Here is a 3,936-nt window from a genome sequence, read left to right as displayed (position 1 = left end):
GCTTTGGCTTTACTTCGTCTTGGTTTGCCTTAGCGGCTCCCTTTAACGCTGGGATTTTTGAGGCTAGAACAGCAGCGCTTACAAGTGGCTTTGCCTTTCTATTAGCCAGTCTACATTTTCTAATTTGTCTCACTCGGATTTGGCAAGAACGGGGTTTGTTTGAAGATTGGTTCATAGTAATTTTCTCCTTCCTGTGCCTTCCAACCATTAGTTTGTATGGAATGCCAATATCCCCCTCGCCCGATTTGCCTTCAATCATTCTTACGGGGATAGTTGTTTGGGTCTATATGATTTTAAATAGAAAAAATAAGCCAGAAAAAAATACTCTATTAGATTCTACAATCCTTCCTCTAATTCTATCAGCCGGAGCTACAACCATAAAGCTGAGTGCTATTCCTCTATTACTGGTCTCTAGCCTCTTCTATATTCTGGGAAGAAGGTTGAGCATTCTTCGCATTTTTATCTGTTGCGCTATCATTTTTTTACTGATATTGCCTATGTTAGGCTTCGGAATTATAACCTCTGGATGCCCTCTCTATCCCTCATCTTTCATGTGCATGGATTTGCCTTGGTCTGTAGGGGCGAAAAATGCGGAAAATATGTCTAAAATTATTCTAGATTGGGCTAGATGGAATGGGTTTCCTCCTGCAAATGCCAATTCCTGGAATTGGTTTGCCCACTGGATAAAAGTTGAAAGAGCGGCAGCTTTTCTACTGATTTGCTCTCTTTTATCTAGTCTTGCTATAAGTAAGTCATTAAATAAGATTCGAGTTCGGAGCAAAAATTATATTTTAGCTCTGGGTCTATTTGGAATTAGTTTTATGATATACCGGGCTCCCTCTTTAAGATTTGGGCTAGGATACTTTTGTCTCCTGCCAGCTCTATTAATGACTGCCTACTGTTATATCAGTTCTCCCTTCTTAGTAACGGCAGTAACCATTATCTTAGGGACATTAATTTACTGTTTATTGTTGGGGTTATCCAAGACTAGCTTAGCTTTAGCGGGAATTACAGTTATTGTTTCTCTGGTTGCCTGGTTCTATTCCCGTAAAAATAATAATAAATTCTTTTTAAGAGTTCCTCTAGTTTTAATTGTCGTGATTTACCTCAAGTTTTTTCTATTTCACTCTAATAATCTACAATATTTAATTTTGCCAGCCCAACTTCTAATACCGAACTCAGCTCAATTATTAAATAGACAAACTAACGATATAAAGTATGTAATTTCTACTGTCACATCAACGGAAGGTTTATGTTGGGCAGCAGAACTACCCTGCACACCAACTCCGATCTCTGAAACTATTAGACTTCGTGACCCAGAAAGGGGTATTGCAAAAGGATTTATACGAAATTAAGCACCGATCAGATCTAAGCGAGGATGCCGTTTTGATTATATAGTTGAGTATCACTGACCTCTAAAGGCAGGAAAATCGTCATCACTTCACCTTCTTGGGGTCGTTGGCGCACAATCAGTTTTCCTCCCAAGGCTTGGAACAAATGTTTCGTCACACTGAGATTTAAACTAACACTACCAGTTTCTGGCTGGAACATCAGTAGTTGACCGAGCGACTGCAACGTCGAGCAGCTGAAGTTGGCTGAGTTGGTTGAGTTGCTGTTTGTATCCTGATCGGACTGAGACTGAAATTGCAGCTTGAGCTGGTCTCCGGTGGGTGTAACCTGCACTTGGATGTGACCGCCCGCTGGCAGAGAGCGGGTAAAATTCTCCACCAAACCGGTCAGTACCTGATCCAGCATGGCGGGATTGCTCACCACCGTTGGCAGCTTTTGGGGCAAAATGACCTCCAAGGTTAAATTACGCCTTGCGGCTTGCTTTTGCCACCGGGGGATACTGTGTTGGAAGATCTGATCCAATGACATGGAGGTGAGGTTAAGCGGAACTTGCTTAACAGCGGCTGTCTCTAATTCGGCTGCCCGGAAAATCAGTTCCATACGGTTGATTTGCTCGGTACACTCATGGTCAATAATTTCCAGACGCCGCATGACTTCCGAAGGCAGATCGCGCCGCTTCAGTAGAAGTTTAGTCAAAGTCCGAATTGTTGTCAGTGGCGTGCGAATTTCATGAGTCAGTGCTTTCAGCAGTTCCACATCAGGTGTTGCTTCCTGAGGGTTAGAGATTTTACTGACACCTCGCTCCTCTTTTTTCACCACAGGTTCCCAACGACGACCGACTGGAAAGGTATCGCCCCGTGGCTGAGATTTTTCAGGGTTTACGTTTGACCCTGTAGAGGCGATCGCTATTGTTTGGACTTTCTGTGCGTCAGGCGGTTCTGGTAAATTCTGGAGGAGCTTACGACCAAACTCCATCACGATGCGGTAGTCGGGCGGCTTCGGCGCAAACTGTTCGATTAAAGATTCTAACTGGCACAGCTGCTGAGGAGTAGTTAGTACCATCCGCAGGCGGAGTGCTGTCCAAGCGTGTTGGATGTCTTGTGGGTCAAAGGAAAACTGAAAAGCGGGAATGCCTGTCAGATCTTCTCCAACAACCATGACTAAACTAAAGCTCTTGGTAAACACTAAACAAAACTGTTCGGATGCCAGTGGGTCTGCTGGAAGTAAAGGTAGCTCATAGGGTGTGCTATCAGTCTGCTGACACGGCTCAGTATGAGCAGGGGGCAGTTGAAAAGGCATCCAAGCCAGCACTTTATAGGCTTCGCTCGTAAAAATCCCGGTCTGGAAACGGGCAAGCAGGTCTGGGTTGCTCAAAACGGGTACAGGGCCGGCTAAGACCAAGCCTTGCCGTGACGACTGATCACAATGAGCGGGGTCTGACGGGGAAGCCGCGCTGGCTTGCAAGAGCAACTGCTCCAGAGTTGCTCTTGCACTCTGCCATTCCCGTTGTGCTTTTACGGTTGCTGCCTCCTGCTGCGTTATCGCACGCACTTTTTCACGGCGACTGCTGGCACCTTGGTTCCCGTTCCCTATCCCAGCCGCGTACTCATCTTCAGGCGCAACTTTGCGCTCAAGCCCAGTCTGTTCCCTTTGGGCTAAAACTTCACTTATGCTTGGCAATAACCACTTTTGCACCACGATCTATCCCCATTCACAGCAAGTGCAGTCGCTAAAAATATCTGCTCTTCTGATTACGAGGTTAATAGTATTCGTCATCCATCTGGGGTGGTATAACCGAACTAATTAGTCGCGATCTCCGTTAGGAGTGGCAAGTCTGTACATTCAGACCTTGTAATCAAGATTATCAAATTTCTCATACCAGCTTGAGAAGTGCAGTGAGAAGGAGAAGAAAACAGCTTAATATTTCGTAATTTTTCCTTAAACTGAGAAGGGTATAGCTCTTCTGGGTTCATGATTATGCAGCTGCGACCCCATCAACGCACCAAACTTGACGATACTGACGACACACTGTTTTACTCGGTTCCACGCTTTGTCACTCATGTTGATGAAGGTTTTATCGATCAATTAACCCAACTGTATGGCGATCGCCTTAAGCCAAATACCCGAATCTTGGATATGATGAGCAGTTGGGTTTCCCACCTTCCTGAGGAAATGGAATTTGCTCACGTCGAAGGGCACGGGATGAACGAGGAAGAACTGGCTCGAAATCCTCGACTGAATCATTACTTCGTTCAAGACCTTAACCAAAATCCCAAGCTTCCCCTAGCCGATCAAGATTTTGATGCTGTCCTCAACTGCGTTTCCGTTCAGTATCTGCAATACCCAGATGCCGTGTTTTCCGAGATTCACCGTATCCTGAAACCCGGTGGTATTGCGATTTTCAGCTTTTCTAACCGGATGTTCTTCCAAAAAGCGATCGCAGCATGGCGGGAGGGCACAGAACAAAGCCGCGTAGAACTCGTCAAGGGTTACTTTCAGGCTGTCCCCGGATTTAGCCCTCCAGAAATGGTTGCGCGTCAGTCAGCCGCACCTAATTTTCTCCAAATGTTCGGCCTTGGTGGTGGC

3 protein-coding genes are annotated in these 3,936 nt (G+C 45.6%); 2 read left to right on the top strand and 1 reads right to left on the bottom strand.

Annotated features, from left to right (window positions below):
* Positions 1-1,355, top strand: a 1,355-nt coding sequence (locus V6C93_RS29965; protein WP_333480335.1) for an LIC_10190 family membrane protein, incomplete at its 5' end; no start/stop codon positions are given.
* Positions 1,356-1,368: 13 nt separating this feature from the next.
* Here V6C93_RS29965 and V6C93_RS29960 read toward each other — a convergent pair.
* On the bottom strand, positions 1,369-3,048 hold the full coding sequence (locus V6C93_RS29960) for a sensor histidine kinase (RefSeq protein ID WP_414644310.1): 1,680 nt from the start codon (positions 3,046-3,048) through the stop codon (positions 1,369-1,371).
* 279 nt (positions 3,049-3,327) lie between these two features.
* Between V6C93_RS29960 and V6C93_RS29955 the strand changes: the two genes are divergently transcribed.
* Positions 3,328-3,936: class I SAM-dependent methyltransferase (locus V6C93_RS29955; RefSeq protein ID WP_333480333.1), on the top strand; the 609-nt coding region annotated here is incomplete at its 3' end.

The organism is Allocoleopsis sp., assembly GCF_036703385.1.
GTDB lineage: Bacteria > Cyanobacteriota > Cyanobacteriia > Cyanobacteriales > Coleofasciculaceae > Allocoleopsis.
Note: the sequence above shows the minus strand (reverse complement) of the source record. Positions and strands in the feature narration are given on the sequence as shown.